This window comes from Paenibacillus sp. S28 (assembly GCF_016624415.1).
GTDB classification, from domain to species: Bacteria; Bacillota; Bacilli; order Paenibacillales; family Paenibacillaceae; genus Paenibacillus_AQ; species Paenibacillus_AQ favisporus.
Window position 1 is genome coordinate 135,535 of record NZ_JACVTM010000013.1, and the last position, 25,645, is coordinate 161,179.

Sequence of the window (25,645 nt, forward strand, 5' to 3'; positions counted from 1 at the left end):
GCCTTCTTCTATAAAAGGAGCAATGGTCTAATGAAAGCAGTAAACTGGAACCGGCCCGACGATGATTTTACGCTCATGTTCTGGCAGCAGAACATCATGCAGTTTTGGACCGACGACGAAATCCCCTTGTCCGACGATAAAATGGATTGGATCAAAATGACCGACGAGGAGCGCACCGCCTACAAGCATGTTCTTGGCGGACTGACGCTGCTGGATACGCTGCAGGGCGGCGTCGGCATGCCGAAAATTTTGGAGCATGTGGAAGGCCTGCAGCGCAAAGCCGTGCTCGGCTTCATGTCGATGATGGAGCAAATTCACGCCAAATCGTACAGCAGCATTTTCACCACGCTCGCCTCGACGGAAGAGATCGACGCCATTTTCCGCTGGGTGGAGGACAACGAGCAGCTGCAGTTCAAAGCGAAGAGCATCGAATTCTGGTACGCAAACATTCAAACCAAGCGCGATCTCTACAAGGCGATGGCCGCTTCCGTCTTCCTGGAAAGCTATCTGTTCTACAGCGGCTTCTTCTATCCGCTTTACCTGGCCGGCCAAGGCAAAATGACCAGCAGCGGCGAAATCATCGACTTGATCATCCGCGACGAGAGCATTCACGGTCTGTACGTCGGCACGCTGGCCCAGGAGCTGTTCCAGGAATTCTCTTTCGAAGAGCAGGAGGAGCTGCGCCGGGAGCTGTACGAGCTGCTTGAGACGCTGTATCAGAACGAGGTGAAATATACGGATGACCTGTACAGCCCGATCGGACTGCAGGAGGAAGTGAAAACCTATGTCCGCTATAACGCCAACAAAGCGCTGATGAATCTCGGCTTCGAGCCGCATTTCCCGGAAGAGCCGATCAACCCGATCGTCTTCAACGGGATCAGCACCCACACCAAGCAGCATGATTTCTTCTCGAAAAAAGGCAACGGCTACGTCCGCGCGATCAACATCGAGCCGCTGTCCGACGACGACTTCGTGTTTGACGTATAAGTTCAGGCAAGTAACAGAAGGAGTTCCGCTCCATAACAAAATCCCCTTTAAGCAGACAAGTGCAGGAAAGCGCACTTCCGTTTGCTCAGAGGGGATTTTTTCTTGGATTGTCGTACTGCCGTACGTGGTCTCCGCTTCTATTCCTTCCAGGAATACTCGATAACCTTCGCGGCTTAATTCCTTGTTGACATTTCAAATTATTTTGAAATATAATGTTCCCGATCCAATCATTTCAAAATAATTTGAATTATAGGGGTGAACTACGAATGTCTACTGATCAACAAACTCGGCTAAGCGGCTCTACATCCGAGATCGCTGCCGTCAAGCAGCGGGGCATGGGATGGAGTTTGGCACTGCTTGCTCTAGCACAGCTGATTTACGGGCTCGACATCAATATCGTTTTCGTCGCTTTGCCTGAGATCGGACATGGCCTTGGCTTCTCGGAACAGTCCCTGCAATGGGTGGTCAGTGCTTACACGGTTTTCTGCGGGGGCTTCCTGCTTCTTGGAGGGCGTGCTGCCGATATGCTGGGACAAAAGCGAATGTTTATTTTTGCGTTGGTCCTTTACGCCCTTTCTTCGCTATTGGGAGGCTTGGCTTGGGACCCGCTCGTCATCATTATAGCCCGTGCCATCCAAGGTATCGGAGCGGCGTTCCTGTTTCCCGCCACGTTATCGCTGATCAACCGATTGTTTGAGGAAGGTCCGCGCCGAAACCGCGCTCTTGCCGTATGGGGCGGGGCCGGAGCCAGCGGCCTGACGATTGGCTCGATCCTGGGCGGGGTATTGACCAATGCGTTCGGCTGGGAAGCGGTCTTTTTGGTGAATGTTCCATTAGCAGGAATCGTTGCACTAGCTGCGCTGTTCGTTATTCCCCGCGACGAACGGCGGAATCAAAAGCGCTATTTCGATGTGCCCGGCGCCGCCACGGTAACCGCAGGCGCTACTCTCCTGGTATATGTTCTTGTCCAGGGGCCCGAATTGGGCTGGGCCTCCACGGAAATGATCATATGTGCTGTCCTTTCCCTGATCCTCTTGTCGGTCTTTGCTCTGATTGAAATACGAAGCACCGCTCCTTTAATGTCGATCCATCTTTTCCGTAACCGCAGCTTGGCTGCCAGCATGGTCATTACATTCATCTACATGGGGACGTTTGGTGCCTTACCCTACTTCCTGACAACCTTATTTCAAAATGTGCACGGATACAGTGCTCTGCAAACCGGGCTTGCCTTCATTATCCCTTCCTTGGCAATTGCCGCGGGCACCCAGCTCGGTGAGCGGCTGGCTTCCCGTTTGGAGGCGCGAAGCACGCTGCTTATCGGCATGATCATCGGAATTGTCGGGACCATACTGATTCCGTTAGGTGCGTACACAGACAGCAGCTATCTGATGATCGTTCCGGGCCTTGTAATTTCCGGGATCGGCCAGGGCATCACTTGGACCGCCATGTGGATCACGGCTTCAAACGGTGTAGCCCCGGAGGACCAAGGCGTCGCTTCCGGGATGGCCTCGACCACCTTGAACATCGGCAATGCCATCGGGCTTGCCATCTTGATCGCCATCGCCAACTCGGGTACGCATCAAATGACGGGTGAAGCTTTTCGCCAAGCATTAGCTGAGGGTAATCGGACAGCCATTTATCTGGCGGCGCTCGGCATTCTCCTCGGCGCGCTTGTCGCCTTGTTTTTGCCCCGCAAACGAAAAATATGACCGGCTGTCGCCACGCAGCAAAAACAGCCAAACCCCCGTTATAGGTTTAACGGGGGTTTGGCAACATTAAATCATCCCTTGAGGACCGTTGACCGACGCTCGTTGGGATAAATGTTCTATATCATCTGACTCGCTTACATCATCTCGGCTGTATCGGCTCCATTATTTCGCTGCTTCGAACGGATCCGTTCCCTTCGGCAGCAGGTCGCTGAAGTTGAACGTATACGTCGGGAAACCGGCGGCATACGGCCCGATTTCATACTGTTGGAAGAAAATCGTCAATCCGCTTTCCTTCACATAGAAGTCCGCGTCCTTTTTCAGCCCGTTGAAGCCGTCTGTGAAGCCGTCTTTGGTCGCTTTTTGCTTCAGCAGTTTGTCCAGTTTGGTCTTGGCGTCGGCCGAATTGTGGAGCAGGCTGTCCAGCGTCAGCTGTTTGCCGTCCTTCAGCGAGAACGTAAACCCTTCGCGGGCCGTCATCCCGTGAGCTCCGCCAGTGTATTCATAAGAATCCGTCACGATGCTCAGGACGCCTTGGCGGTTGTAAGTGACCAGGAACGTTCCGTCGAACTCATACGGGTGCTCCACCTTCGCGTCGCGCTTTTTCGCCTTGGCCTTGGCTTCTGTGGCGAACGCTTCCGCCTTGTCTTTAAATACTTTGTTGATCGCCTCCTGGGCGTCCGCGTTAGCCAGCCCGCTTAACTGAGGATAACGGATCAGAATCGTTGCATTGGCGTCGCTCGCCTTGATGAGTTCGGTGGAGATTGTCACCTGGTTCATCTGACGCTTGGACAGGCTCAACGTCTTGGAAGACGCGGTATACACGCCCTGGAAGCCCATATAGTCGTTCAGCAGCTTGAAAGGAACGTACAGCTTGCCGTCGATCAATTTTCCATCGTAGCTGTTCGAATTGTCTCCGACATAGCTTCCGTTGATATAAGCGCTGACCCCGTAGTCGGAAACCTCCAGGTTCAGCTTCGTTACCCCGGATCCGACAGTGTACGTCTTGATACCCGGATTATAAGACAGCGGCAGACCGGCGGCATCACGCAAAATGGACACCGGAATCATGGTGACCCCGTCAACCAATTTCCCCTGCAGCGATAGCACCTTGCCGTTATATTTTAACGCCACTCCCGGCTGCGCAGCCGGCTTCACGACCGGCTTTGAGGCTGCAGCCGACACCTGCGATCCCCCAAACACGCCGGCATTTCCGATCAATACGCCTGCGGCCAGCACCGCGGCTCCCCATTTCATTCCCTTGTTCATCCTTATCAAATCTCCTCTCCAAACATTGCTGCTTGTGCTAGTCATATGATTTATTACCCAAATTCACCACTTCCCTATTATAAAAAAGACCTCAGCCGATTTGTTTACAACCGGGGTTACAGTATTGTCGTTTACGCCAGCCAAAAGTATAACTCTCTTAACCTTTACGTTAACTTTGTGTTCCTTCATCCGATCGGTCACGGCCTTGCGATCATGAAGTCCCCCTTCATAGGACACCAGCACCGCGCCAGGACTTAATAAGCTCACGAAATAAAAATAATGCCCCGTTCCGGAAGCCAGCTTAAGCATGGATCCCGAAACAGGGCAATTGTTCTTAAACGATATTAACGGTCGTTGTAAGGCCTCTGCTTACTACCGTCCGCTCTTCAGCTCCGTCCAATAACGGTCATAGAGCTGCAGGGTATCCTTTACGTCGCCGAGCCATTCCGTCCGTCCCAGCTCTTCTTCGGAGAGGTTGATCATATGGTTGTTCCGGTATTCCTCGCTGTGGAACTCCATCGCTTTGGCGTTCGGATCGCTGTATCCGATCGACTCATAGTTCTTTGCGCTGACCTGCGGATCGAGCATGTAGTTGATAAACTTCTCGGCAAGCTCCTTATGCTCGGCCCCTTTCGGGATCGCATAGTTGTCCGAGAAGATCGTCCCGCCCTCTTTTGGCACGACATATTCCACATCCGGATTGTCCTTCGCGATAAAAGCGGCGTCGCCGGACCATACCGTTCCGATCCAGCCTTCCTCCTGAATCATCTTCTGCTTGATGGTATCCGTGTCGAAAGCAAGAACGCTCGGCAGCAGCTTCTTCAGGTCGTCTACGGCCGACTTGATCTCGCCTTCATCCTGGGAGCTGTTCGAGTGCCCCTGCTTCTTCAAGGCCATGCCAATCACTTCGCGGTTGTCGTCCAGCAGAAGGACCTTGCCCTTATATTTCGGGTCCCACAGATCCTCCCAGCTGTCGATGGTGTCCTTCACGTATTTTTTGTTATACGCGATACCCGTTACGCCGGAAGTATATACGATCGAGTATTTATTGCCCGGGTCAAAATCAGGGTTCTTCAGCGATTCCTGAATATTCTCGAAGTTCGGAATGTTGTTCTTGTCCAGCGGTTCCAGCAAATTGTTCTCGATCATCGTCCGGACCATGTAGTCCGAAGGCTGGATCAGATCGTATCCGCCGCCGCCTGCCTTGATTTTGGCCAGCAAATCCTCGTTGTTCGCATAGTTGTCATACGTAACCTTGACGTTGAATTTACTCTCGAAGTCCTTGAGCACCTGCTCGTCAAAATTGTCAGCCCAGCTGTAAATATGAAGCGTCTCCTTGGAAGATGAGCATCCTCCCAGGGATGCAACCGACACGAGGGCGAGTGCCCCAGCCAGTATGAGACCGGCGATACCCTTTCTTTTCACAGTAACATATCTCCTCTCTTTCTCCTTATAGCATGTAGTCCATATCCTGTAGTTCAATCAATAGTTCCATATCTTGCAGCTGCGTTAAATCGGCAGCATTTTATGCTTCTTCTGGCCCTTGCCACGGTTGAGGAAAAACTGCGCCAGCAAAATCAGCACAACGCTCACCACGATCAGCAGCGTACAGAGTGCGTTAATTTCCGGCGAGATCCCCCGCTTCACCTGGCCGTAAATATAAATCGGCAGCGTAGTCGAGCTTGGCCCAGCTACGAAGAAGCTGACCATAAAGTCGTCCAGCGACATCGTAAACGCGATCAGCGCCCCCGAAATGACGCCAGGGAAAATTTGCGGCCACGTTACATGGCGGAACGTCTGCCAAGGGGTGGCGCCAAGGTCGGCGGCCGCCTCCTCCAGCTGCTTGCCCATTCCCGCAAGGCGGGCCGTCACGACGACATAGACGTACGACATGCTGAACGTGATATGGGCGATGATAACCGTTGCTTTACCCAGCGGAACATGCATCTGGTTGAACAGCACCAGCAGCGACAGCCCCATGATGATGTCGGGAATAATGACGGGCAGGTACATGAGCCCGTTCATGCTGCCCTTCCATCGCCGGCCAAGCCCCCGCAGAGACAAGGCGCCTACCGTCCCGAGCAGCGTCGCTACGATCGTAGATACGATCCCGACGGTCAAGCTGTTCATGAGCGCTTCAAGCACATGGTCATCGGTCATCAGCGAGGCATACCAGTCGAACGTAAATCCTTCCCAGTCCCCGCTGAGCCTCGTGTTATTAAATGAATAAATAATAATCAGCAGGATCGGCACATAAATAAAGATCATCATCAGCACGGAGTGAATCCCCAGCAGGGGATGACTTTTTCTCTTCATGCTCTCCCCTCCTTCGCACGGTCCGCCCGGGACTGCATCGCCCGGTTAAACAGCAGGATCAGAATGAGGGATGTGATGACGAAAATCACGGACAGCGCCGAGCCGAACGGCCAGTTGCGCGCTCCCAGATACTGCTGCTGGATGATGTTGCTGATCATCGTCGACTTGGCCCCGCCAAGAATATCCGTAACGACGAACATCCCCGTTGTGGAGACATAGACCAAGACGCAGCCGGTCATGATCCCGGACTTGCTCTGCGGCAGCGTGATGTGCCGGAACGCTTTCCAGCGGGTAGCTCCCAGGTCGCTGGCCGCATCCAGCAGCCGCTTATCCATCTGTTCCAGCGCGACGTAAATCGGCAGCACCATGAACGGAATGAAGTTGTAGACCATGCCAAGCAGCACCGCGCCTTTGGTATACAGCATTTGCAGCGGCTCCTGAATCCATCCAAAATGGATCAGCAGCGTATTCACCACGCCCTGCGTGCGCAGCAGCAGCACCCAGGCGTACGTCCGGATCAAGAAGTTGATCCAGAACGGAATCGTAATCAGCACCAGTCCCCAGGTCTGCACCCTGGGAGAGGCATTGGCGATAAAATAAGCGAGCGGGTAGCTGACCAACAAGCATACGACGGTCGTCACCACCGACAGCACTAACGTATCCCAATAGATGCCGAGATACAAAGAGTCGAAAAAGGTTTTATACCCGTTCAGCGAGAAATGAAAGACAACATTGCCCAGTGTGTCGCGGCTCATCAATGACATGACCACGACGATCACCATCGGGACGAGCAGAAACAGCGCCAGCCACAGCAGAACCGGCGTAATCAGCAGCTTGGATCGTCTCATGCCCCGATAACCACCTCATCCCGCGGATTCCAGTCCACCCCGATCCGTTGCCCAACCTTCCAAACGATCTCATCTTCGAAGTCCAGAGCGATCGTCACCAGCATCGGTTCGCCATCGAGCTGGACGGTTAGCTTATGAACGTTGCCAAGATACAGCACATCCTGAATGACTCCGGTCTTGCGGACCCCTTCGGTTTCCCGTTTCGGACGCAGCTTCTCCGGCCGTACGGCAAACAGCTCCGAACCGGAACTGAAAATGTTGTTCTCCCCGACGAAGGTTGCGGCGAAAAGCGTCTTCGGCGCGGCATAGATGTCCTTCGGCGTACCGATCTGCTCGACTTTACCGCTGTTCATAATCACGATCCTGTCGGAAAGCATCATTGCTTCCTCTTGATCGTGCGTGACATAGACAAAGGTAATGCCCAGCGAGCGCTGCAGATGCTTCAGCTCAGATTGCAGGCTCTTGCGCAGCTGCAGGTCCAGCGCGCCCAGCGGCTCGTCGAGCAGGAGCACTTTGGGCTTGTTCGCGATCGCCCTCGCGATGGCCACCCTCTGCTGCTGTCCGCCGGACAGCTGATGCGGATAACGCGAAGTAAGCGCGGTTAGCTGAGTCATCTGGACGGCTTCAGCAACCCGTGCTTTTTGCTCTGCCTGGGGCAGCTTTTTCATTTTCAAACCGAAGGCGATATTGTCTCCCACGGTCATATGCGGGAACAGCGCGTAATGCTGGAACACCAGGTTCAAATCCCGCTGGTTAGGCGGAAGCTTCGTGACATTCTGCCCTTCCAGGATAATCTCGCCGTGAGTCGGCTGTTCGAATCCGGCAATCATTCGTAGTATGGTCGTCTTACCGCAGCCGCTAGGCCCGAGCAGAGTCAGGAATTCCCCTTCTTCAATGTTCAGTGACAGCGGATGCACGACAACTTGTCCTTCAAATTGCTTCTCAATCTGGACAAGTTCAATCATATGCATCAACCCCTTATCCATTACTAAGAAAAAAGCCATATCCATGGGTATGGCTTTTTCGGTAAATTATTTTTCTCCGTTACGATCAACGGAAGTTGTCTACAACTGTTGCTGCATGTACAAATTTTCGCATATTCACTATAACGTTTTTTGACCCTTGGTACAATACCTTTCTGCGTTTTCCCGCTGGAAAAGGGGGGATCAGGACCCACATCTGCGCAAAAAGCCGCCGCTTCAAGGGACGTCTGTCCCCGAAACGGCGGCTTGGCTCGGACCAAATCAGCCCGTTCTTATTTCATTTCGTACTGCACGCTCAGCTGCGTCGATACTTTTACTTCGCCAGGCTCCACCGACGTGGCGTTGCCGGCGTTGCTGTCCGCAGCCATTTTGGCCATGGAAGATTCGGCATAAATGATCGGGTTCTGCGCATCGCCCTGGCTCACGACCAGAACCACTCCCAGCTGACGCTTGGCGGCCTTGGCAATCGCGCCTGCTTTCAGATCAGCGTTAGCCATCGCCTTCTCAATCACTTGTGCCTCATATTGGTCACGGTTCTCGACGGAAAACTGGACGCTCTCGATGTTGTTGGCGCCCGCACCGGAAGCGGCGTCAAGCAGCTGTCCAACCTTGGACAGGTCGCGGTACGATACCTGCAGCGTATGGTGGGCTGTATAGCCCGTCACTTTTTGTCCGTCCTTCTCGTTGTAGGTGTAGTTCGGCTGCACATAGAACGTGGTGCTCTTGATATCTTTGTCTTCGATTTTCCACGTCGTCTTCAGCAGCGCGGTGATCTTTTGGATTTTGTCTGCCGTTGCCTTTTGCGCGCTTTGTGCCGTTGCCGCCTGCGAGTCCACACCGATCGACAAGTATGCGATATCCGGCTTGACCGAAATCTCACCCTTGCCTACAACATTGATGACATTGCGCTGTACATCCTGGTCCGCATAGACGGTGGTCGAGCCACCCAGTCCGGTGACGCCCGCGCCTCCAGCCAAGAGCGCTCCTGCGATCAGCACAGAACCTACCGGTTTCAGCCATGTTTTCATTACCTTCAGCCTCCCTTTATATACTTCCAGTGTATCCATATAGCCGAAAGCGCAAGCACGGACGCAGCCTGTAGGTCAAACCGACTGCGCGGCCGCCCTCACCTTCCAACTGTATTTGTCTACTAGACGTAGGGGACTGTTAAATGTTGCACATGTTAGAAAAATAATCTTCTGCCTATGAAACGGTCAGCTGACGATCAATTTCAAGTGGCTCTGCGCTTCCTTAATGCCGGCCAGGCTCTGCTCATTGTTGCCGAGGAGGGACTGCAATGTAGCCGACAATTCCTGCAGCGTCGCCGACGTTTGCTCGTTCACCGACGCGAGATGCGAAGTGGACTCGTCAATGGAACCCGAGAACGTCTCCACTTCGTGAAGCAATCCGCGGTACCCGTCGGAAATTTGCAGCAGTCCGGCCACCGATTCTTTAATGGATTCAAAGGCTTCGTATGTCTCATGCGTCATCTCGCTGCTCTTCTGCATCCGCTCCGCAACCTGATCCATCCGCATCAGGGTGTCGCTCATCAGCTCGGAGAAGCTGTGAAGCTGGAGCGAAATTTTCTCCGCCGAGTCCGAGGCATTCTCCGCCAGCTTGCGGATTTCCCGGGCGACCACGGCAAAACCCTGGCCATGCTCGCCTGCCCGTGCCGCCTCGATGCTGGCATTCAGCGACAACAGGTTGGTCTGGTTCGCAATCTCCTGAATGGTCTGGCTGAACTGCGTCGTTTCCTGCACCTTTCCGGTCAAGCTCTGGATATCCTGCGACATGGCGCCGATTTCTTCCTTGAATTCGATAATCGCATCGTTCAGCTGCTCCACTTTGTCCTTGCCGGATTCCGACAGCCGGTTCGCCGTACCTGTCTGGCTCAGCAGCGTTTCCGTCGAGCTGGACATCTGCTTGATCATCTCGTTCATCTGCTTAATGGACTCGTTAATGGCATAGGTGGAATCCACCTGGGATGATGCCCCGCCCGATATCTCCTGAAAGGCGACGTTCATCTGCTGGAACGAGGCGGTGTTGTCCTCGACCGCCTGCGTCAGGTCGTCGATGCTGCCGGTCACCGCAGCCACGCTGCCCAGTACGTGTTCCTTTTGTTCCTTCTGCTCGGCCAGCAGCCGCTCGGTCTGATCGCTTGCCGCTTTCATATTGTTCATCAAGGACCGGGTCACCCGCAGCAGCAGGAACACCATGACGCATACAAGCGCATACATAATGATGACCGTTAAAGGCCCGTCCTTCGAACTGGTTCCGAGTTGAACCTCATCAGCCTTTTGCAGGCACAGGTAGAGCATCAACCCCAAGCCGTACAGCATCGTGATCGAGGTTAATACGATACGCAAGGTGATCAGCGCCAACACGAGCAAATAGTATATGGAAAACAAGCTGCTCGGGCTGGTGGAATCCAACGCCTGAATGAGGATCGTCAGCGCCACCCCCGTAATGGCAATAACGGCTGCCTGATGAATCAGCTTACGCCGGACTTGGCTGTACACCATCACCAGCAGAACCACCAAATCAATCAAGAAGCTTAAGTTGTTGAGACTCGTCAGATTATCGAGGCTTCCCAGCTTGACCGTGGACACGGCCATCAGCGTCGAGATCAGAATCGCGATCAGCAGAATCCGGTTTCTGCCCATCGCGTCCCGCTCCGCGATCGTCAGCCTCCGTCGTTTCCCCGATCCTTCAGCATCATCTGTGTTGGTTGTGGTACCGTTCCATTTCCCCATACGTTGACCCCTCTTTATCAAAATAAATGCATCCGGGCTTCCCCGTTGCCGCCGCTTGCATGAACGGCTATAGCTATGATATCGGATGGCAGATTTATTTTTATAAGAGCCAAATCGTCCCAGATCCCGCCAGACAGCAAAAAACAGCCCGCCCTCCCCAAGGAGAAACGGACTGCTTTGTGCAGAAAATGGCCTCAGCGCCGCATCATTCGCAGCCGCAGGGCCCATTCTATAATTGTTTATTATTGGTTTTCAAGCTCTTCTTTGCCCACCAAGTTGACTAAAGCGGTTACAGCCTGTTCTGCGTCCGCACCTTCAGCACTGATGTTTACTTCCGTACCCGAGCTAATGGCAAGGCTCATAATTCCCATGATACTCTTGGCATTCACCTTTTTATCATCTTTTTCCACGAAAATTTCAGACGAGTACTTATTCGCTTCTTGGACGAACAATGCTGCCGGTCTGGCATGGAGACCCGTTTTCAAACGGACAACTACCGGGTGCTTTGTCATGGAAACTTACCCCCTATTAGATCAATCTGTATAGCTCACACACAACACATTTTATAACATTATACCATTATACCATGAAGGAAACTAGAAGAAAAAAGGCTCAGCCGCCACGAATCTTCTCGGCCATTTCGTCGATCTTGCGCAGCCGGTGGTTCACACCGGATTTGCTGACGGTGCCCTTCAGCAGTTCACCGACTTCCTTCAGGTTCATATCGGGATGGGCCAATCTCACTTCGGCCACTTCCCGAAGTTTGTCCGGCAGATTATCAAGGCCCACTTCCTTCTGGAGCAGCTTGATGTTATCGATTTGCCGGACGGCGGCCCCGATTGTCTTGTTCAAATTCGCGGTTTCACAGTTCACGATCCGGTTAACCGAATTCCGCATATCCCGCATGATCCGCACGTCCTCGAATTTGAACAAGGCCTGATGGGCCCCAATCAGGCTTAAAAATTCAATGATTTTCTCGCCTTCCTTAATATACAGTATGAACCCCTTCTTGCGCTCTATACAACGGGCGTTCAGATGAAATTCATTGGCGAGGTCTACAAGGGCCTGGCAGTGCTCCTCGTACATCGAGGCAATTTCAAGATGGTATGACGACCCTTCCGGATTGTTCACGGAGCCCCCTGCCATAAAGGCACCGCGTAAATACGCCCCTTTGCAGCATGGTTTGCGGACCAAATCCGGATGGATATGCGAGGTGAACAGGAAGCCCTCGGAGACAATCTTCAGCTCCATCAGTATTTCCTGAACCTGTGCAGGAATACGTACGATGTACACATTATTTTTCTTCAAACGCATTTTTTTACGCACGAGAAGCTCGGTATGCGCCTGGAAATGCCTTTTGATCAATGTGTAAATGCGTCTGGCAATGGCTGCATTCTCTGTCGATATATCCAGGATCACCTTTTTATTGGAAAGCTGGACGGCCCCGTTCATCCGGATCAGTGCCGACAATTCAGCCTTTTCGCAGCAGGGCTCTGCTTCGATCATGGTCAGTTCTTTTTTAGTCAGCGCCGCAAACGACACGGGACTCACCTCTTTCGTTTAATCCAATTTTGAACCAGCTGGTAAATATGCCGGCTCAGCTTGTCGGCGTCATGGCGCAGATAGGTCCGGAACAGAACCAGCGTATCGGCGATGACCTTATAGCCAAGACTGGTGACCTCGTCGTAATCGAGCTCCACCGGCTTCGCGCCCTTCTCGGCATATTTGTCCTGCACCTGGGGCGGAATTTCACCGCTGTTCACGATGACATAATCGAACAGATGCTTGCCGACGTGGTCATATACCGCCTGAAGATGGTCGCTTACGGTGTAGCCATCTGTCTCCCCGGGCTGTGTCATGACGTTACACACAAAAATCTTGATCGCGTCCGACGACATGACCGCTTCGGCCAGCTTCGGAACGAGCAGATTCGGCAGAATGCTCGTATATAGACTTCCCGGGCCGATCAGGATGGCATCCGCCTCCCGGATGGCCTCGGTCGCTTCCGGAAGCGGCTCGACATGGGCCGGCTCCAGAAACACCCGCTTGATCCGCCCCCCGGCCTCCGGAATCTTCGACTCGCCGGTCACGATGGTGCCGTCCTCCATCTCCGCGTTCAGGATTACGGCTTCGCCCGCCGCCGGAAGCACCCGCCCCCGCACGGCAAAAACGCGGCTGAGCTCGCGCACAGCCGTTACAAAATCGCCGCTGATGTCGGTCATGGCCGCCAAAATCAGGTTCCCCAGGCTGTGCCCGGCCAGGCCCGAGCCGCTGGAGAACCGGTATCTCAGCATTTCCGACAGCAGCGGCTCCACGTCGGCCAGTGCCGTCAGGACGTTCCGGATGTCCCCGGGAGGGGGCATCTGCAGCTCGCTGCGAAGGATGCCCGAACTCCCTCCATCATCTGCTACGGTGACGACAGCCGTGATGTCTAGCGGCATTTCCTTCAGTCCCCGGAGCATGACCGACAGTCCGGTGCCCCCGCCCATCACGACGATCCGCGGACGGTCACTTCTTTGTTCTGCCACTGTCATCACTTCCACTCTCTTTAATGCCGATCACGTTCGGAATCCCGATGGCTGACGGAGACCGTCTCGGTCTCACTGGCTCCCAGCATTTTGCCCAGGTACTCGGCGATCGCCACCGAGCGGTGCTTCCCGCCGGTACAGCCGATGCCGATGATCACCTGGCTCTTGCCTTCCTTACGGTATTGGGGAATCAAGAAATGCAGCATATCCAGCAGCTTCGTCAGAAAGGCCTGGGTTTCAGGCCACTTCATGACATAGTCATACACATCGCTGTCCTGACCGGTGTGTGGACGCAGGCTATCCACATAGTGGGGATTCGGAAGAAAGCGGACGTCAAAGATTAGATCGGCATCGATCGGAATACCGTACTTAAATCCGAATGAGGTTACGTTGACCGAAAGGGTATTGCTTTCCAAGTGGGAAAATCTCGAGATAATTTTGTCCTTCAATTGTCCCGGCTTCATATTGCTCGTGTCGAGCACCACTGTGGCCGAGCTCTTGAGCTCCTCCAGCATTTTGCGCTCCAGCCGGATGCCGTCCAGCGGCATGCCCTCCGGCGCAAGCGGATGCCGCCGGCGGGTCTCCTTGTAACGCTGCACGAGGACCGAATCGGTCGCCTCCAGGAACAGAATTTCGCAATGAATCGTGAAATGGTCCTTAATATAATTCAATGATTCGGATAAGGCCGTAAAGAACTCCCGGCCGCGCAGGTCAATGACCAGCGCCACCTTGGCGATTTTCCCCTTCGATTGTTCAATCAGTTCCGCAAATTTGGGAATGAGCACCGGCGGTAAATTATCCACACAGAAAAATCCCAAATCCTCCAAGCTTCGTACGGCCAAGGATTTACCCGCCCCCGACATGCCTGTAATAATAATCAGGGTGGCCATGGCCGACGCAGTATTATTCTCCTCCAGCATCAGCTTTCCCCTCCCTTATGGAATATGGGCCCGTTAATACTTGGTATACCCAGGTCACCCCTCATTTTAACCCATGGGTGACCTCGCAGGATCTCCTTACGAACGGAGCAGCAAACCGGCAGCACCGACGATACCCGCATCGTTGCCGAGCTCGGCAGGAAGGATCGATACCCCGCGCTGCAGCGGTTCCGGCGTCAGCTTCGCATAAACTTCCCGAACTTCGTTAAACAGGATGTCTCCAGCCTTGGATACGCCGCCGCCGATAATGAATACTTCCGGATTCAGAATCGCCGCAACCGCAGCCATGGACTTGCCCAGGTAGAAGGCAGCGCGGTTCACGATCCGCAGCGCCACTTCGTCGCCTGCTTTGGCTGCATCAAAGACTTCCTTCGCCGCAATGTTCTCAACCATCGACAGGGAAGTGCGGTCCCCGCGCTCAACGGCATCTTTGGCCATACGGATTATGCCCGTTGCGGAAGAGACGGTCTCCAGGCAGCCCATTTTGCCGCATCCGCATTGAATGGCTTCCAGATCCGGCACGACGGAGATATGTCCCAGCTCACCGGCAAGTCCGGAGAAGCCTTGATAGATTCGGCCGTTAATGATGATACCGCCGCCAACGCCGGTTCCTAGCGTATAGCATACGCAGTTGTCGATGCCGCGTCCGGCGCCGCTCCAAGCCTCGCCCAGGGCCGCCACGTTCGCGTCATTATCTATTTTGATCGGCTTGCCAATCTTCTGCTCCAGAATGGAACGAATCGGTACATCCCGGAAACCTACGTTCGGCGCGAGGATGATGATCCCTTCACGGACGTTCGTAAATCCGGCAACCCCGGCCCCGACGCCCGCCAGCTGATCCCAGCTGTAAGGGGACTGCTCCACGATATGGCGCACATATTTCTCAATATTGTTGATAACCGTATCGACGCCTTTATCTGTTTCCGTGGGACCTTCATACGTTTGAATCAGCTGTCCCGCTTGATTGCAGATGCCCACTTTAATGGTCGTTCCGCCCAAGTCGACACCGACGTAGATTTGCTCAGACATGTTACAAGCCACCTTTTTTCCTCAATAATAGTTTGCTCCTACTGTACCAACTATAATTGAAGCCCTCTCTCCGGTCAAGAGAAGCAGGCCTTACCCGAAAGTGGGTCCAGCGTTTCTGTCAGAAGGCTTGACGGACCTACCCCCTATATGAAAACCCTGCCAAAAAACATGACAATTGTCACCTCCATTCCATGACAGAGTCCACTAACGAAGGGATGCCCCCTCGTCTATGATAACGATAGATCAATCAAATACGGATTCACCTGATCAATAGGAGGAATTGACAAAATGGAGCATATTGCCGAACTGCAGCATGTCACGAAACGTTTTGGAAGCAAAGCCGCGGTCGATGACGTTTCATTCACGATTGATAAAGGATCCATCGTGGCCGTCCTGGGACCCAACGGCGCCGGGAAAACGACGACGATCTCGATGATGCTGGGGCTTCTCGAGCCGACGAGCGGCTCTGTCCGGCTGTTCGGGCAAACCCCGAAGCAGCCGCAGGTCAAGCAGCGCATCGGGGCGATGCTCCAGGATGTCAGCGTGATCGACGGCCTGAAGGTGCGCGAGGTGCTGGCCTTGATCCGCAGCTATTACCCCCGGCCGATGAGGCTGGAGGAGCTGGCTGCCCTGGCCGGGTTCACCGAGGAAGACCTGGGCAAACGGGCGGAGAAGCTGTCCGGCGGCCAGAAACGGAGGCTCGGGTTCGCGCTGGCGCTGGCGGGGAATCCCGATCTGCTGTTCTTCGACGAGCCGACCGTCGGTCTGGATACACCGGCGCGCCGCTCCTTTTGGGAACAGGTCCGAGCGCTCTCGGACCGGGGCAAGACCATCCTCTTCTCCACGCACTACCTGCAGGAGGCCGAGGACGCCGCGGACCGTGTGATCCTGTTCAATCGCGGCAAAATTGCCGCCGACGGCACGCCGCAGGCGATCACGGCCCAGCTGACGAGCCGCTCCGTGACCTTTACGACCGATACAAGGTCGCTCGAAGGCCAGACACTGATGAGTACCGATACCGAACAGCACATCCGCGAGCGCCTGCTCCCGGTTCCCGGCGTCCACGACTGCACCTGCCAGGAAGGACGCTGGACCGTCACGGCGGACAATACCGATACGGTGCTGGCCGCGATTTTCCGATACCATCTTCCGGTTCACGATATCCGGACCCAGCAGGGCCGGCTTGACGACGCTTTTGAAATCATGATTCATAATGACGACACACAGGGGGCTGTTTCCTAATGCACATGTTATTCATGCAGTGCCGGGCCGAAATGCTGCGGATTATCCGGAATCCGTACTATGTCTTCTGGTCCTTACTGATGCCGATCGTGTTCTATTTCATTTTTACCCGTCTCGTGAATACCGGCATTGAAGGCGCCTCCGAATGGCAGGCACGTTACCTGATGTCGATGACTTCCTTCAGCGTGATGGGTTCGGCGATCATGACGCTGGGCATCCGCATGGTCCAGGAGCGCACGCACGGGTGGTCGGTCTTTATGCGGATTACCCCGCTGCCCTCCAGCATTTATTTCTTTGGAAAAATGTTTGGCCAGATGGTCATGCACATGTTCTCCATCATTGTTATTTTTGCTGCAGGCTTTCTTATGAACGGCGTCCATTTGTCAGCTGGCCAGTGGGTCGGCAGCGGATTGTGGATATGGCTCGCCTCCATCCCCTTCCTGGCCCTGGGCACCCTGGTCGGGACGATGAAAAGGGTCGATACCGCCAGCGGTGTCAGCAACATGGTGTATATGATTTTGGCGATCGTGGGCGGCATGTGGTTTCCGATCGACAGCTTCCCGGCCATCCTGCAGAGCATCGGCAAGTGGCTGCCTTCCTATAACTTCGGAAGCGGAGCCTGGGATATTGCCGCGGGTCATTCCCCCAGCTGGCAGCCGGTATTGATTTTGCTGGGATATCTCATCTTGTTTATGGTATTATCCACCTATGTACGAAAGAAACAGGAAGCGGTGTAATGCCATTGGCACGTCGAAAAACAGAGATTTTCCCAAGAGCGCTCGGGTTTTCCCCTTATGTATGGCTCGTGTATATGGTCATTCCGTTGTTTAATATGGCCTATGAGAGCGGCATCAAAATGGTGCTCGGCTACGCCATGATCGCGGTTTTTATCGTGTCGTATCGTCAGCTCTTTTTCTCCGAAAGGTTAACGGCCTTCTGGCTTGCCGTTCAGATGATTATTATTGTGACGCTGTCTTTGCTCTACCTCCCTTTTTATTCGTTTATGGGCTTTTTTACCGCCAACTTTATCGGCAATTATCAGGATGACCGGAAATTCAGGATCGCCTTCGCTACCTTCGTGGCGTCCATCCTGCTCCCGATCCTGGGGAACATTCGTCATCTGACCGTATCGGACTACTTAACGCTCGTTCCCTTTATTATGATTATGTTGATGACCCCCTTCGGCATGCGTTCCATGAATCTGCGAAAGCAGCTGGAGCTGCAGCTGAACGAAGCCCGGGAGCAGATCGAAATTTTGGTCAAAAAGGAGGAGCGGCTGCGTATTGCCCGTGACCTTCATGATACGCTGGGACATACGCTGTCCGTTCTCACCTTAAAAAGCCAGCTGGTTCAGCGGCTCACGGACAAGGATCCGGAGAAGGCACGGCTGGAAGCTCGTGAAATGGAAGAGACCTCCCGGGCGGCCTTAAGACAGGTACGTGAGCTGGTTTCCGATATGAGGACCTTGACGGTGGCGGAAGAGATCGAAGAAGTGCGCTCGATTTTGCACAGCGCTGACATCACTTTGGAATCCGAGGGGGATACGCGGCTGACCGGAATTCCCGATCTGACGCAAAACATCCTCAGCATGTGCCTGAAGGAAGCAGCGACCAACATCATCAAGCACAGCCGGGCCACGGCATGCACTATTACTATTCGGAAGGGAACTTCTGACGTCCGGATGGTCATTCGGGACAACGGCGTCGGTCTGGAGGAAAGCGGGCAGTCTACAAGCCAGGGCAATGGGCTGAAGGGTATGTCCGAGCGGCTGGCGCTGATCGACGGAACGCTGGAGCTGTCCTCTTCCGGCGGGACCGAGCTCATCATTACCGTGCCGATTATTATTAAAGGGAAGGAGAGTGTAACAGCATGATCCGTATTCTGATCGCTGAAGACCAGCGTCTGCTGCGAGGCGCTCTCGCTTCGCTGCTCGATATGGAGGAGGATATGGAAGTGGTGGGCCAAGCCGGCGACGGCCAGGAAGCCTTGGACCAAATCCTGTCATTACAGCCAGATGTCTGCCTATTGGACATTGAAATGCCCGTTATTACCGGGCTTGAGGTCGCCGAGAGGCTCAAGGCGCAGATGGCGGCTTGTAAAATCATCATATTAACGACGTTTGCCCGGCCGGGATATTTTGAAAGGGCTGTGAAAGCAGGCGCCTGCGGATATTTGCTGAAGGATGATCCGAGCGAGAAGCTGGCCGAAGCCATCCGGCGGGTCATGGCCGGCCACCGCGAGGTCTCACCAGAACTCGTCTTCGGCTCGTTCCCCCAGGAAAACCCGCTCACCGCGCGGGAGCGCGACATTTTACGGCTGATTGCGGAAGGCAGGACAGCGAACGAAATTGCGGCAACCCTGCACCTGTCGCACGGCACCGTTCGGAACTACATTTCCGAAACGCTGAACAAATTGTCGGCCAAGAACCGGATCGAAGCGATCGGTATCGCCGAACAGAAGGGTTGGCTCTAAGAAGGACCGAAAGGCCTCATGATTTGAAAAAAACACGAACGGGGACCAGCTCATGCAGCCGGTCTTTTTGCCGTCGGTGTAGGCTTGGGTTCTCCCCTTTTCGGTACCGAGTGATTTACGCCCGCGTCACCTTCCTCCAGCTTCAAGCCGGATAATAGATGACCATGCTTAATCTCGTCAGCGAGCCGCCGGAATTATGGTACGTATGCGGCCGGTCGGCCTTGAACCGGATCGAGTCGCCGCTCCCGATGGTATGCTCGCTGTTGTTCACGCGGATGGTCAATTCCCCCTCGTACACCGTAATGTACTCCTCCGTTCCCTCACCATGCGATTCCGAAGCGAGAAATCCCCCTTTATCGATCTCGACCGCATACATCTCGAAACGCCGCTCTTCATCAAACGGGAAATAAGGGTAGACCCGGTATTTGCCGTTGTCTTCAGATAGCTGCTGGACCTCGCTTTTCTGAATCACTTTGGTGTCAGGCTGGGGCTGGTTAATCAGCGACGTGAACGAAATTTTGAGACCGTTGGCGATTTTCCAAATGGTTGTGATTGTCGGGCTCGATTCGCCCCTCTCGATTTGGCCGATCATCGTCTTGCTGACCCCGGTGAGCTCGGCTACTTTTTCCAGACTGAGCTTTTTATTGTCACGGATGCTCTTCAAATTTCGCGCGATGATCAGATTGATTTCTTCCATGGGCACACCTCTTCCAATCGATTATGTACAATATAACGATCACAATGTACAATATGAAGTATAAATGCGTTATAACGTAATTTCCGGACATTATAACATACAAACGGAGGAGACCCAAGATGCCTGTATTTTCGTTTCTGGTCTATATTGTAGTAAGCACCTTTACCCCAGGCCCCAACAACTTTATGGCGATGCTGTTTGCTCACCGGTACGGTTTTCGACGAACGATCCGATTTTGTCTGGGCGTTGGCGCCGGCTTTTTTGTCGTTGCCCTGCTGTGCAGTTACTGCAATCTGCTGCTCAAAAATCTCATTCCCGGTATCCGGTGGTGGATGACGATTCTTGGAGCAGCCTACATGCTGTATCTCGCCGTTAAAATCATGTTCCACCGCAAGAAGGCCGCGAGCAGCAGGGAGGACAAAAACAACCGCTTTCTAACGGCGGTGCTGCTGCAGTTTATCAATCCCAAAGGCATTTTGTACGCCATAACGGCCGTATCCACCTTTATTCTCCCGTACCATTCTTCCCATCTGGCCTTGATCGGCTTCTCTTTGTTTCTGGCACTCTTGAGCGTAATGAGCACCTTCTGTTGGAGTATGTTCGGCTCCATATTTCAGCGATGGCTGTCAGCATACCAGACCCCGTTTAACGTCGCGATGGGCCTGCTTCTCGCATACAGCACGGTTTCCATCCTGGTCGAATAAATGTGGAATTCGGCACAGCGCCTGCCTGAAGATCATCCACAGAAATTTGCACACATATAGGAGAAAACCTCTCCTCGGCAGGATCAGAGGTAGCAGCCCGTTCCCCCATTCTTATGTAAAAAGGAGCCGTCCCCGGCTCCTTTTCTATGTTCGTATTGATCCGCTTTACAGCGTTTCGCTCCAGTCATGCACCATGCTGCCTTCCAGGAACTTCTCGCAGTCCATGGCGGCCATGCATCCGGTACCGGCAGCGGAAATCGCTTGGCGATAGCGTACGTCCTGCACGTCGCCGCAGGCGAATACGCCTGGAATGTTCGTTTCGGTCGTTCCCGGCTTCACCTGGATGTAGCCGATTTCGTCGGTCGTAATCTGGCCGTCGAGGAACTTGGTGTTCGGCGTATGGCCGATCGCCACGAAGACGCCGTCTGCTTCGATCAGCTCTTCTTTGTTCGTTTCATTGTTGAGGACCTTCAGTCCCTTCACGCCGTGCTCACCAGCCACGATTTCAAGCGGCGTACGGTTAAGCGACCAGATGATCTTTTCGTTCTCGCGGGCGCGGTCCTGCATTATTTTGGACGCTCTCAACTCTTCTCTCCGGTGAACCAGCGTGACGCTGGAACCGAAACGGGTCAGGAAGCTGGCTTCCTCCATCGCGGAGTCCCCGCCGCCGATCACGACGATCTTTTTGCCGCGGAAGAAAAATCCGTCGCAGGTCGCACATGTGCTGACTCCGCGTCCGACGTTTTCCTGCTCGCCCGGAATGCCCAGGTATTTGGCCGAGGCGCCTGTGGAAATAATTACGGATTCCGCCTCAATCTCTCCCATGCCTTCCACGGATAGCTTGAACGGGCGTTTGGAGAAATCGACTTTGTTGACCCAGCCGGTTTTAAACTCGGCGCCGAAGCGTTCCGCCTGCTTGCGCATGTTGTCCATGAGCTCAGGGCCCATAATGCCCTCCGGGAACCCCGGAAAGTTCTCTACCTCAGTCGTGGTGGTCAGCTGTCCGCCGGGCTGCATGCCTTCGATAACCAGCGGCTTCATGTTGGCGCGTGCCAGATAAATCGCGGCCGTCAGGCCGGCAGGTCCTGTTCCGATAACGATGGATTTGTACATGAGAATTGCCTCCTTTTCGAACGGAAATGAATGGGTCTATTTAGATATTCTCCGTAAATGGCCGGAAAATATCATCGCTTTCTTCATCCAGTGAACATACGCTGTCGATCCGCTTGACGTTGCGGCTCACCGTGGAGACCGAAACGCCATAGCGCTGGGCCACCTCCTGGTAAGTCAGGGCGCGTCCGTGTTTCTTGGCCGTCAAGTATTCCAGAGCCGCCGACCAGCCCTCCGCCTGCCTGATGAGAAGTGTCTCGGGATACAGCTTATTGATAAACTGGTGCCATAATTGCTGCACATGGTTTTTCTGTGCGCGGTCGGCCACCGTCTCCATGCTTTTCAGGGCCTTGTCGACGACGGACTGCAGCGTCCCGTTCCACTTGGGCAGACCCGCAGCCACTTCACGGTAAGCCGCTGCACCGACGGCCGTGCCAGGAAGTTCGGAGCTCTCAACCCCGAGATCCCGAAGCACCCGACGCGCTTCAGCTTTGAGCTCGCTCAGCACGTCCGGGTCTTCGAGGAAGGTCATCAGCGTCTCCTTAACTTCCTCATCGGCAATCCAGGCCAAAGCCCGGATGACCTGCAGCTTGGTACCGGAATCTCCGTACCGGAGCGCCCAGGAGAAGGAAGACCGAATCAGCGGGTTGTTCTTGATTTCCTCGGACATGCCTTCCCCGTCCTTCTCCCACCGCTTCAGCTGCTCTTCAAAGGGCAGATGATATTGATAGCTGAGCTTGACGCTTCCGCCGAAGCCTTCCTTCAGCTGGTCCAAATAAAACCGGGGAATTCCCGATTCCGGATCCAGCTTCATGGCCGTGCTCCAGTAACGGGCCGCCTCCTTGCTTCTGCCGCTATTATAAGCGGCGACCGCTGTGTAATGGTAGAGGCTCGGATCATCGTTGAGCTCGTCATCCTTCAGCAGGCGGCGGAAATGACCGTAGGCCGCTTCATGCCGGCCCAGAATCCCCATCGTCGTCGCAAGCTTGAATACATGTTCCTGATGAAAAGGAACCGTAACCTCCAGCATCTTCATCAGGCCATCTAAAGCTTCAGTATCCCCTTCATGCTGGTAAAAAACCGCCAGGTTGCACAGTCCGTGCAAATTTCCCGGCTCCAGGGACAGTACTTCGCCGATGGTCTCCTTGGCTTTGCGGAACAAGCCCATGTAATAATAAGCAAGGGACAGGTTGTTGCGCGCCGCAAGAAAGTCGGGGTCTTCCTTCACGATGCCTTCCAGCAGCTCGGCCGCCTGGGCAAACTTCCCTTCTTCCATCAGGGACCGCGCGCGCTCGTGCTCCACGATGCCCCCGCGGCTCTTGATCCGGCTCAGCTTGGTCGGCCGCTTCAGCTCATACTGAAGCAGCTCCATCATTTCTTCCGCTTCGTCCAAAAATTGCCCGGCGGGGTCCTCCTCCAAATACGTGACCAGTGCGCGTTCCGCTTCCTCAAAGTTCTCCATGTTGGCGTAATTGTTGGCCATATAGAAGTAACACTCTGTCATGGTCGCATCCACATGCTCCAAAATGTGCGCAAGAACGGCGTTTGATCCTTCATAATCGCCCATCTCTGATAATATACCCGCCATATTGCAATGATTCACCGGATTCTCCGGCTCATATTCAACAGCTTTGCGAAAATATTTTAATGCCTTATCGTATCGGTGCCGGTCCAGAGACCGAACCGCTCGTTCAAAAAAGAAATTGGCATCCATTTGAATGGGTATTACTTTTTGGTGTAGGTCCTCCGCCCGCAGATGATAATCGTTCATTCCTAAGCAAGGCACCTCCTTGATTGCTGGATAGAACGAACCGAAGCCACCGCTTCGCCCTCTGGAATCAGAGAGTACATACGCCGAACTTTAAGTTCAATCTATCCAGAACAGTATACCATAAGATGCAAGAGGCATCTAAGGCATAATCTACTATAAGAGAAATCTACAATCGAAGTTTATTCAAGGGGGCCAGACCGCGTTTAGCGGAAATTTCTCTTGCGATATAAGGGAGCCGTTTCTTCGTAGCTAATCCATTCTTATATCTAAAGAAAAATGTACGTCGACGTAAATTCATTGAAGACAGACCAAGTCCATCCCCCGCGTAAGCGCAAAAAGACCCCGGGGCAGCTATACCCCGGCGTCCTTGAATAAAGTGGCGATCGACCCGCCCTCGATAATAATCCGTGTGGCCCGCGCCAGCATCGGAGCAATCGTCAAGATGTGCAGCTTCTCCGGCCGCGCTTCCGGGATGGCGATCGAATCCGTCACCACGATCTCCCGGATATGGGGATGATCGAGCCGCTGCAGCGCGTCGCCCGAGAACAGGCCGTGCGTGGCGCATACAATCGCCTCGGACGCCCCGCGCTCCTTCAGGCCTTCGACCACATTGACGATCGTCGATCCCGTATCGATCAAGTCCTCGATGATGATCGGCGTCCGTCCTTTCACATCGCCAATAACATGCGTAATGACGGACTCGTTATGCGCAGGTCTCTTCTTGATCATGATCGCAAACGGAGAATCGAGGTGATTCGCCAGCTTCTCCGCGGTGGACGCCCTTCCGGCGTCCGGCGACACGATGACCGGCCGGTCGATTTGAAGCGATTTCAAATGACCGCTGATGAGGTCCAGCGCCGTGAGATGGTCGACGGGAATATTAAAAAAGCCCTGAATAGCAGGTGCATGCAAATCAACAGTAATGACCCGGTTCGCCCCGGCCGTCGTCAGCACGTCCGCCACCATTTTGGCCGTAATCGGTTCACGCGGTGCGGACTTGCGTTCCTGGCGGGCATACCCGTAGTAAGGAACGATAATGTTCACCGTACGAGCCGAAGCCCGCTTGGCCGCGTCAATCATGACCAGCAGCTCGACGAACAGTTCATTAATGGGGTGAGACAGGGACTGCACGAGGAAGACGTCGCAATTGCGGATGCTTTCCTCATAGTTCACATAGATTTCCCCGCTTTTGAAACGGGAAAGCTTAACGCTGCCCAGCTCCGCACCCAGCATATCGCAAATTTTTTCAGCTAGAACAGGATTCGATGATCCGGAAAAAATACGCAGCTTATGTTGCATACGACCCTCCTGATAACCCGTCTTCTATACTTAGATTATACATCGGTTCGCTCCCGGAATGAAATCGCGCCGATGAGTCCGGCGGAAAAAATGTTTCCGTCCCTGTCATCGGCGCCACTTCAGACGGCCCTGATCCCGCAGCAGACCGTACACCTACAAGCCTGCCTATACCTCCAGCGGTATCCGGCTGCGCTTCCGCCCTTCGAAAACAACGAGTTCGCGGAAACCAACCTCCCAGAGCATGTTCCGGGCGGCTTCCAAATTCTCGCCCAGCTTGAGCGGATCATGAGCGTCTGAGCCCACCGTGAGCGGAATGCCCAACCGGTAGGCCTCCTCCAGCATGCGCCGGGATGGGAACATTTCCGCGCAGGGCTTGGACAATCCCGACGCATTCAGCTCCATCGCCACCCCGCTGGCCGCGACAGCGGCAAGGGCAGCGTTTTCCAGCGCTTCTACTTCCCTTGTCGCCTCGGCGCCTGGATGGTACCCGAACCGCTTAATCACGTCCAGATGTCCCATAATGTCGTAAAAGCCGGTAGCAGCCGCCTTTTTCACCGCATCATAATACGTTTCGTATACCTTCAGGACATCCTTGCCTTCCCAGCCTTGCACCTGACGGTGATCCGTAATGTCCCATTCGCCCAAAAAGTGCACCGAGCCAATAATGTAATCCCAAGGGTATGCGTTCACGATCTTCTCAATTTCCGCCTCATAGCCCTCGATATAGTCGCCCTCCAAGCCGACCCGAATGTCGATTTGGCCGCGGTAGCGCTCCTTCAAAGACAGGCACTCCTCCACATATCGCGGAAGCTCTTCCATCGGCATCGCCATCTCCGGGTAATACGAAGCCGGGTCCACATGAAGCAGCGGCATATGGTCGGACAAACCGATCTGTCCCAGCCCGATGTCAACCGCGCGGCGCACATATTCCTCGAGCTCGCCTACGGCGTGGCCGCACCGGACATGGTGGGTATGGTAATCGATGTACATAGC

Annotated in this window: 24 protein-coding genes; 7 read left to right on the plus strand and 17 right to left on the minus strand. The window is 54.2% G+C overall.

Annotation, left to right across the window (positions count from 1 at the left end; all coding sequences use genetic code 11):
- Nucleotides 1-30: 30 nt before the first annotated feature.
- Nucleotides 31-987, plus strand: coding sequence for a class 1b ribonucleoside-diphosphate reductase subunit beta (nrdF, locus tag IAE55_RS25650; protein ID WP_200634258.1), 957 nt, complete (start codon nucleotides 31-33; stop codon nucleotides 985-987).
- Nucleotides 988-1,253: 266 nt separating this feature from the next.
- Nucleotides 1,254-2,696: an MFS transporter gene (locus IAE55_RS25655; protein WP_200634259.1), complete on the plus strand. Its 1,443-nt coding sequence runs from the start codon at nucleotides 1,254-1,256 to the stop codon at nucleotides 2,694-2,696.
- 162 nt (nucleotides 2,697-2,858) lie between these two features.
- On the opposite strand, the gene IAE55_RS25660 is transcribed toward IAE55_RS25655, so the two are convergent.
- The 12 genes from IAE55_RS25660 to IAE55_RS25715 all read right to left on the minus strand — a co-directional run bounded on the left by IAE55_RS25660 (nucleotide 2,859) and on the right by IAE55_RS25715 (nucleotide 15,357).
- The gene (locus IAE55_RS25660; RefSeq protein WP_181153073.1) at nucleotides 2,859-3,962 is read right to left on the minus strand and encodes a PdaC/SigV domain-containing protein; all 1,104 of its coding nucleotides are present in this window, start codon (nucleotides 3,960-3,962) and stop codon (nucleotides 2,859-2,861) included.
- A 372-nt stretch (nucleotides 3,963-4,334) separates the two neighbouring features.
- Complete coding sequence (locus IAE55_RS25665; RefSeq protein ID WP_442793353.1) at nucleotides 4,335-5,372, minus strand: polyamine ABC transporter substrate-binding protein; 1,038 nt, start codon at nucleotides 5,370-5,372, stop codon at nucleotides 4,335-4,337.
- A 99-nt stretch (nucleotides 5,373-5,471) separates the two neighbouring features.
- Nucleotides 5,472-6,278, minus strand: coding sequence for an ABC transporter permease (locus tag IAE55_RS25670; protein ID WP_076173166.1), 807 nt, complete (start codon nucleotides 6,276-6,278; stop codon nucleotides 5,472-5,474).
- Nucleotides 6,275-7,126 carry an ABC transporter permease gene (locus IAE55_RS25675; RefSeq protein ID WP_105445130.1) on the minus strand — a complete coding sequence of 284 codons (852 nt, stop codon included), beginning with the start codon at nucleotides 7,124-7,126 and terminating at the stop codon, nucleotides 6,275-6,277. The genes IAE55_RS25670 and IAE55_RS25675 overlap by 4 nt, the downstream gene beginning before the upstream one ends.
- Complete coding sequence (locus tag IAE55_RS25680; RefSeq protein WP_313960386.1) at nucleotides 7,123-8,097, minus strand: ABC transporter ATP-binding protein; 975 nt, start codon at nucleotides 8,095-8,097, stop codon at nucleotides 7,123-7,125. Before IAE55_RS25680 ends, IAE55_RS25675 begins: the two co-directional genes overlap by 4 nt.
- A 284-nt stretch (nucleotides 8,098-8,381) precedes the next feature.
- Nucleotides 8,382-9,137 (minus strand): SIMPL domain-containing protein, encoded by a 756-nt coding sequence (locus IAE55_RS25685; RefSeq protein ID WP_105445128.1) that lies wholly within the window; start codon nucleotides 9,135-9,137, stop codon nucleotides 8,382-8,384.
- A gap of 186 nt (nucleotides 9,138-9,323) precedes the next feature.
- On the minus strand, nucleotides 9,324-10,862 hold the full coding sequence (locus IAE55_RS25690) for a methyl-accepting chemotaxis protein (RefSeq protein ID WP_200634261.1): 1,539 nt from the start codon (nucleotides 10,860-10,862) through the stop codon (nucleotides 9,324-9,326).
- Nucleotides 10,863-11,104: 242 nt separating this feature from the next.
- Entirely contained in the window at nucleotides 11,105-11,374 is a 270-nt protein-coding gene (locus IAE55_RS25695) for an HPr family phosphocarrier protein (RefSeq protein WP_076173171.1), read from the minus strand.
- Nucleotides 11,375-11,474: 100 nt separating this feature from the next.
- Nucleotides 11,475-12,404: a DNA-binding protein WhiA gene (whiA, locus tag IAE55_RS25700; RefSeq protein ID WP_200634262.1), complete on the minus strand. Its 930-nt coding sequence runs from the start codon at nucleotides 12,402-12,404 to the stop codon at nucleotides 11,475-11,477.
- Nucleotides 12,405-12,409: 5 nt separating this feature from the next.
- Entirely contained in the window at nucleotides 12,410-13,396 is a 987-nt protein-coding gene (locus IAE55_RS25705) for a gluconeogenesis factor YvcK family protein (RefSeq protein WP_076173173.1), read from the minus strand.
- 14 nt (nucleotides 13,397-13,410) lie between these two features.
- A complete protein-coding gene (rapZ, locus tag IAE55_RS25710; protein WP_076173174.1) occupies nucleotides 13,411-14,310 on the minus strand; it encodes an RNase adapter RapZ in 900 nt (299 codons plus the stop codon).
- A gap of 96 nt (nucleotides 14,311-14,406) precedes the next feature.
- The gene (locus tag IAE55_RS25715) at nucleotides 14,407-15,357 is read right to left on the minus strand and encodes an ROK family glucokinase (protein WP_076173175.1); all 951 of its coding nucleotides are present in this window, start codon (nucleotides 15,355-15,357) and stop codon (nucleotides 14,407-14,409) included.
- Nucleotides 15,358-15,645: 288 nt separating this feature from the next.
- Here IAE55_RS25715 and IAE55_RS25720 point away from each other — a divergent pair, with 288 nt between their 5' ends.
- Genes IAE55_RS25720 through IAE55_RS25735 form a run of 4 tightly spaced genes read left to right on the plus strand, consistent with a single transcriptional unit; the run spans nucleotide 15,646 to nucleotide 19,071 of the window.
- Nucleotides 15,646-16,599, plus strand: coding sequence for an ABC transporter ATP-binding protein (locus IAE55_RS25720; protein WP_200634263.1), 954 nt, complete (start codon nucleotides 15,646-15,648; stop codon nucleotides 16,597-16,599).
- The gene (locus IAE55_RS25725; RefSeq protein ID WP_105445125.1) at nucleotides 16,599-17,336 is read left to right on the plus strand and encodes an ABC transporter permease; all 738 of its coding nucleotides are present in this window, start codon (nucleotides 16,599-16,601) and stop codon (nucleotides 17,334-17,336) included. Before IAE55_RS25720 ends, IAE55_RS25725 begins: the two co-directional genes overlap by 1 nt.
- Nucleotides 17,336-18,472, plus strand: a complete 1,137-nt coding sequence (locus tag IAE55_RS25730) for a sensor histidine kinase (protein ID WP_200634264.1) — start codon at nucleotides 17,336-17,338, stop codon at nucleotides 18,470-18,472. Before IAE55_RS25725 ends, IAE55_RS25730 begins: the two co-directional genes overlap by 1 nt.
- Complete coding sequence (locus tag IAE55_RS25735; RefSeq protein WP_200634265.1) at nucleotides 18,469-19,071, plus strand: response regulator transcription factor; 603 nt, start codon at nucleotides 18,469-18,471, stop codon at nucleotides 19,069-19,071. The genes IAE55_RS25730 and IAE55_RS25735 overlap by 4 nt, the downstream gene beginning before the upstream one ends.
- A 142-nt stretch (nucleotides 19,072-19,213) precedes the next feature.
- On the opposite strand, the gene IAE55_RS25740 is transcribed toward IAE55_RS25735, so the two are convergent.
- On the minus strand, nucleotides 19,214-19,768 hold the full coding sequence (locus IAE55_RS25740; protein WP_076173180.1) for a helix-turn-helix domain-containing protein: 555 nt from the start codon (nucleotides 19,766-19,768) through the stop codon (nucleotides 19,214-19,216).
- A 119-nt stretch (nucleotides 19,769-19,887) separates the two neighbouring features.
- Between IAE55_RS25740 and IAE55_RS25745 the strand changes: the two genes are divergently transcribed.
- Nucleotides 19,888-20,472: a LysE family transporter gene (locus tag IAE55_RS25745; protein ID WP_200634266.1), complete on the plus strand. Its 585-nt coding sequence runs from the start codon at nucleotides 19,888-19,890 to the stop codon at nucleotides 20,470-20,472.
- 165 nt (nucleotides 20,473-20,637) lie between these two features.
- Here IAE55_RS25745 and trxB read toward each other — a convergent pair whose 3' ends face one another.
- The 4 genes from trxB to hisJ all read right to left on the minus strand — a co-directional run bounded on the left by trxB (nucleotide 20,638) and on the right by hisJ (nucleotide 25,642).
- Entirely contained in the window at nucleotides 20,638-21,585 is a 948-nt protein-coding gene (gene trxB, locus IAE55_RS25750) for a thioredoxin-disulfide reductase (protein ID WP_105445122.1), read from the minus strand.
- A 40-nt stretch (nucleotides 21,586-21,625) separates the two neighbouring features.
- The gene (locus IAE55_RS25755) at nucleotides 21,626-23,353 is read right to left on the minus strand and encodes a tetratricopeptide repeat protein (protein WP_145162030.1); all 1,728 of its coding nucleotides are present in this window, start codon (nucleotides 23,351-23,353) and stop codon (nucleotides 21,626-21,628) included.
- Nucleotides 23,354-23,704: 351 nt separating this feature from the next.
- A complete protein-coding gene (locus IAE55_RS25760) occupies nucleotides 23,705-24,652 on the minus strand; it encodes a ribose-phosphate diphosphokinase (RefSeq protein WP_145162033.1) in 948 nt (315 codons plus the stop codon).
- Between the two features lie 165 nt (nucleotides 24,653-24,817).
- Nucleotides 24,818-25,642, minus strand: coding sequence for a histidinol-phosphatase HisJ (hisJ, locus tag IAE55_RS25765; RefSeq protein ID WP_145162036.1), 825 nt, complete (start codon nucleotides 25,640-25,642; stop codon nucleotides 24,818-24,820).
- Nucleotides 25,643-25,645: the final 3 nt, after the last annotated feature.